3 protein-coding genes and 1 pseudogene are annotated in these 4,386 nt (G+C 68.7%); 1 reads left to right on the top strand and 3 read right to left on the bottom strand.

Translation table 11 applies throughout. The annotated features are described in order from the left end of the window. From kdpB to kdpF, 3 genes are all read right to left on the bottom strand, one after another. Positions 1-1,710 (bottom strand): potassium-transporting ATPase subunit KdpB (kdpB, locus tag ACY34J_RS28795; RefSeq protein WP_462729567.1); only part of this gene is annotated, 1,710 nt, incomplete at its 3' end. Beyond that, the gene (gene kdpA, locus ACY34J_RS28790) at positions 1,710-3,371 is read right to left on the bottom strand and encodes a potassium-transporting ATPase subunit KdpA (protein ID WP_462729568.1); all 1,662 of its coding nucleotides are present in this window, start codon (positions 3,369-3,371) and stop codon (positions 1,710-1,712) included. The genes kdpA and kdpB, both read right to left, overlap by 1 nt. Continuing rightward, complete coding sequence (gene kdpF / locus ACY34J_RS28785) at positions 3,372-3,461, bottom strand: K(+)-transporting ATPase subunit F (protein ID WP_462729569.1); 90 nt, start codon at positions 3,459-3,461, stop codon at positions 3,372-3,374. It abuts the gene before it with no gap. A 604-nt stretch (positions 3,462-4,065) separates the two neighbouring features. On the opposite strand from kdpF, the pseudogene ACY34J_RS28780 reads away from it, so the two are divergent. After that, positions 4,066-4,386 (top strand): annotated as a pseudogene (locus ACY34J_RS28780) (amino acid transporter); the annotation flags it as partial.

Below are 4,386 nucleotides of genomic sequence, written 5' to 3'. Positions count from 1 at the left end.
GGCCACCCCGACATCCGCCTGCGCCAGCGCCGGGGCGTCGTTCGTACCGTCGCCCGTCATCGCGACCAGCCTGCCGCCCTCCTGCTCTTTTCTGATCAAGGCCAGCTTGTGCTCGGGCGTGGCCTCGGCGAGGAAGTCGTCCACGCCCGCCTCGTCCGCGATGGCCTTGGCGGTGAGCGGGTTGTCGCCCGTGATCATGACGGTTCGGATGCCCATGGCCCGTACGCGGTCGAACCGCTCCCGCATGCCCTCCTTGACGACGTCCTTGAGGTGAATGACGCCCAGCACCCGGGCAGTGGTCTCCTCGCCGTGCCGGACGACTTCGCCGACGACAAGCGGGGTGCCGCCGCTGGCGGAGATGGCGTCGACGATGTGGCCGACCTCCTCGGTCGGGTGTCCGCCGTGGTCGCGGACCCATTTCATGACCGCGGTCGCCGCGCCTTTTCGGAACGACCGGCGCTCGTCGGTGTCGGCGAGGTCCACCCCTGACATACGGGTCTGGGCGGTGAAGGGAACCCAGGTGGCGTGGGCGAGCTCGCCGGGGGTGCGTTCCCGCAGCCCGTAGCGCTGCTTGGCGAAGACCACGATGGAGCGACCCTCCGGGGTCGCGTCGGCGAGGCTGGACAGCTGCGCGGCGTCGGCGAGCGCGCCGCGCTCGACGCCGCCGACCGGTACGAACTCGGCGGCTTGTCGATTGCCCAGGGTGACGGTTCCGGTCTTGTCGAGCAGGAGCGTGTTGACATCGCCTGCCGCCTCGACGGCGCGGCCGCTCACGGCCAGTACGTTGCGCCGCACGAGGCGGTCCATGCCCGCGATGCCGATCGCCGACAGCAGCGCCCCGATGGTGGTGGGGATCAGGCACACCAGCAGCGAGGCGAGGACGATGCCGGTCACCCCGTTCGCGTTCAACGCGGCGGTGTCCGGTACTCCGGGCTGGGTGCCCTTGGCGTAGGCCGCCAGCGGCTGGAGGGTGGCCACGGCGAGCAGGAAGATGATCGTCAGCGCGGCGAGCAGGATGTTCAGGGCGATCTCGTTCGGTGTCTTCTGCCGGTTCGCTCCCTCCACAAGCGCGATCATGCGGTCGATGAAGCTCTCGCCAGGTTTCTGGGTGATCTTCACGATGATCCGGTCCGAGAGCACCTTCGTGCCGCCGGTGACCGCTGAACGGTCGCCGCCCGACTCGCGGATGACGGGCGCCGACTCCCCCGTGATCGCCGACTCGTCCACGCTGGCGATGCCTTCGACCACGTCGCCGTCCCCGGGAATGATCTCGCCTGCCTCGACGATCACATGGTCGCCCTGCCGCAGCTGCGGCGCCGGCACCGACTCCTCGGCCGCTTCCCTGCCCGGCTGCCAGCCGATCAGACGGCGGGCCGTCGTCTCTCGCCTGGCGCGGCGCAGCGTGTCGGCCTGCGCCTTGCCGCGGCTTTCGGCCACGGCCTCGGCGATGTTGGCGAAGAGCACCGTAAGCCATAGCCACGCGGCGATCAGCCAGGCGAAGGTGGTCGGGTCGCGTACGGCGAGTACGGTCGTCCACGCCGCGCCGACCTCGACGATCAGCATCACCGGGTTGTGCCACAGCGACATCGGATTGAGCTTGCGCAGCGCGTCGGGCAGGGCCCGGGCCATCTGTCGGGGGCCGAGCAGGCCGCCTGCCACCGGGCCGGTCTGCCGTCGCGGACGCGGCGAGTTCCGATCCGCTCCAGGCATCAGTGGATACCTTCCGCGAGCGGTCCGAGTGCCAGCGCCGGAAAGAACGTCAGGGCGACCAGAATGAGAGTGACGGCGGCGAGCATGCCGACGAACTGCGGACGATGGGTGGGCAGCGTGGCGCTGGTCACCGGCGTCGGTCTCTGCGCCGCCAGCCCCCCGGCGAGGGCCAGCACGAAGACCATGGGCAGGAAGCGGCCGAACAGCATCGTCAGCCCCAACGCTGCATTGTAGAAGGGGGTGTTGGCGGAGATGCCGGCGAACGCCGAGCCGTTGTTGTTGCCGGCCGAGGTGAACGCGTACAGCACCTCGGACAGCCCGTGCGGGCCGTAGTTGAGCATGCCCGCGCGGCCTTCGGGCAGTGCCATCGCGACCGCTGTGCCGATCAGTACGAGCAGGGGTGTGGTCAGGAAGTACAGCGAGGCGAGTTTGATCTCCCGTCCGCCGATCTTCTTGCCCAGGTACTCCGGCGTGCGGCCCACCATCAGACCGGCCACGAACACGGTCACCACGGCGAGGATCAGCATGCCGTAGAGCCCGGAACCGACCCCGCCGGGAGCGACCTCGCCGAGCATCATGTCGCCCAGCAGCACCGCACCGCCGAGGCTCGTATAGGAGTCGTGGAAGGAGTCCACCGACCCGGTCGAGGTCAGTGTCGTCGCCGAGGCGAACACGGCGGAGTTGGGTACCCCGAAGCGACTCTCGGTGCCCTCCGTGGCCGCACCGACAGCGGTGGGAACGGTGCCATGGTGGGCCACCTGGAACCCTTGGACCGCGGCCTGGCTGCCGATGGCCAGGACCGCCATCACGGCGACGATCGCATATCCCTGACGGAGGTCGCCGACCATCCGGCCGAACGTGCGCGGCAGCGAGAAGCTGATCGCGAGCAGCAGAAGGATCTCAATCCAGTTCGTCCAGCTGGTGGGGTTCTCGAAGGGGTGGGAGGAATTCGCGTTGTAGAACCCGCCACCGTTCGTACCGAAGTCCTTGATGGCTTCCTGGCTCGCCACCGGTCCACCGGTGATGGTCTGAGGGGCGCCCGCCAGGGTGTGCACGGTCCGCGGTTCATGGAAGTTCTGCACCGCGCCGCCCGCCACGAGCACCACCGCCGCGACTGCGCACACCGGCAGCAGAATGCGTACGCAGGCCCGGATCAGGTCCACCCAGAAATTGCCGAGTTGGTCGGTGCGGCTGCGGGCGAACCCGCGGACCAGCGCGATGGCGACGGCGATACCGACGGCTGACGAGGCGAAGTTCTGCACCGCCAGTCCGGTCATCTGCACCAGATGCCCCATCGTGGACTCACCCGAGTACGCCTGCCAGTTGGTGTTGGTCGTGAAGCTGACGGCTGTGTTCCAGGCCAGGTCGCTCTTGACGGCGGGCAGACCCAGGCTCAGGAACAGATGACTCTGCAGCCGCTGGAAGGCGTACAGGAACAGGACGGAGACCGCGGAGAAGGCCAGAACGCTGCGCGCATAGACCCCCCACGTCTGCTCGCCGTCGGGGTCCACTCCGATGAGCCGGTACATCCCCCGCTCCACCCGCAGATGGCGGGGGGAAGTGAATACCCGGTGCATGTAGTCGCCGAGCGGCCGATGTACGAGCGCCAGAGCCGCCAGCAGAGACAGCGCGAAGACGATGCCCCCTCCGGTCGTACCCATTCAGAACCGCTCCGGGAAGACCAGCGCCGCGACCAGATAGACGGTCAGGCCAACGGCCAGCACCAGGCCGACGATGTTGTCCGCACTCACAGCCGCCCCACCCCCCGTACGGCCAGACCGAGTAGCGCGAACACCACCACTGTCAGGACCACGAACACCACATCAGACACGGCTGCCGGTACCTCGAACTCGCTCCGCTGGCGACAGGGCGTCGCTCGTCGGAGTCTTACAGACATTCGCCTGGAAATAGATCATTTCAACCGAGGCGCCCTCGGGTGGCAACCTGCCAGACAGCGCGTGATCCCGACGGCGGCGCCGACCAGCACAGATGGATCCGGTCAGTCAGTCAATTTGCACCGTTTTGCACCTCGAGGGCATATGGATTGCGTTAAAAAATCATCAGGGCCGCGATCACGCCCGACGCTGCCGACCACCACGTTCCGGCCCGCCCTGCCGGGGCCGGGCGCTGGCGAGAGTGCCGGTTCGGCCGATATGTGGGCCGGGTTTTAGCCACGCCGTAGTGATCAGGCTGCTTGATCCGGCACCTACGCTCGCCCGCGGAGCCGAAAGGTGCGGACGCGGAGCCCCCACGGGCGGGCACGCCCCCGGCCCGGCACCGCGGCGTCGAATTTCGTACGCTCACCCGGCCGTCTTTCGACGGCCGCATCCATCTGCAGTGCGACGGGAGTACATGGTGGCCAGTTCCACACGTCTGGGCCCTGAGCCCGCAGCGAAGCCCAAGCTTCGCGCGTGGCTGCTGGAGGGCCTGGCCGACATGGCCAAGCAGCAGCCGGGCCCGCATGCCCAGCCCCCGGCCGGGCACCGCGGGCAGCGGTGGTGGCGGGTCATGTGCCTGACCGGTTTGGACTACTTCTCCACCCTCGGCTACCAGCCGGGCATCGCCGCCCTGGCGGCGGGGCTGCTGTCCCCGCTGGCGACGGTGGTGCTGGTGATCGTGACCCTGGCCGGTGCGCTACCGGTCTACCGACGGGTGGCGCAGGAGAGCCCGCACGGT

This window comes from Streptomyces sp. HSS9-12 (assembly GCF_054963655.1).
Note: the sequence above shows the minus strand (reverse complement) of the source record. Positions and strands in the feature narration are given on the sequence as shown.

Bases quoted from the DNA above. Each gene is read 5' to 3' on its own strand.
- kdpA (WP_462729568.1), bottom strand. From the start codon at position 3,371: ATGGGTACGACCGGAGGGGGCATCGTCTTCGCGCTGTCTCTGCTGGCG.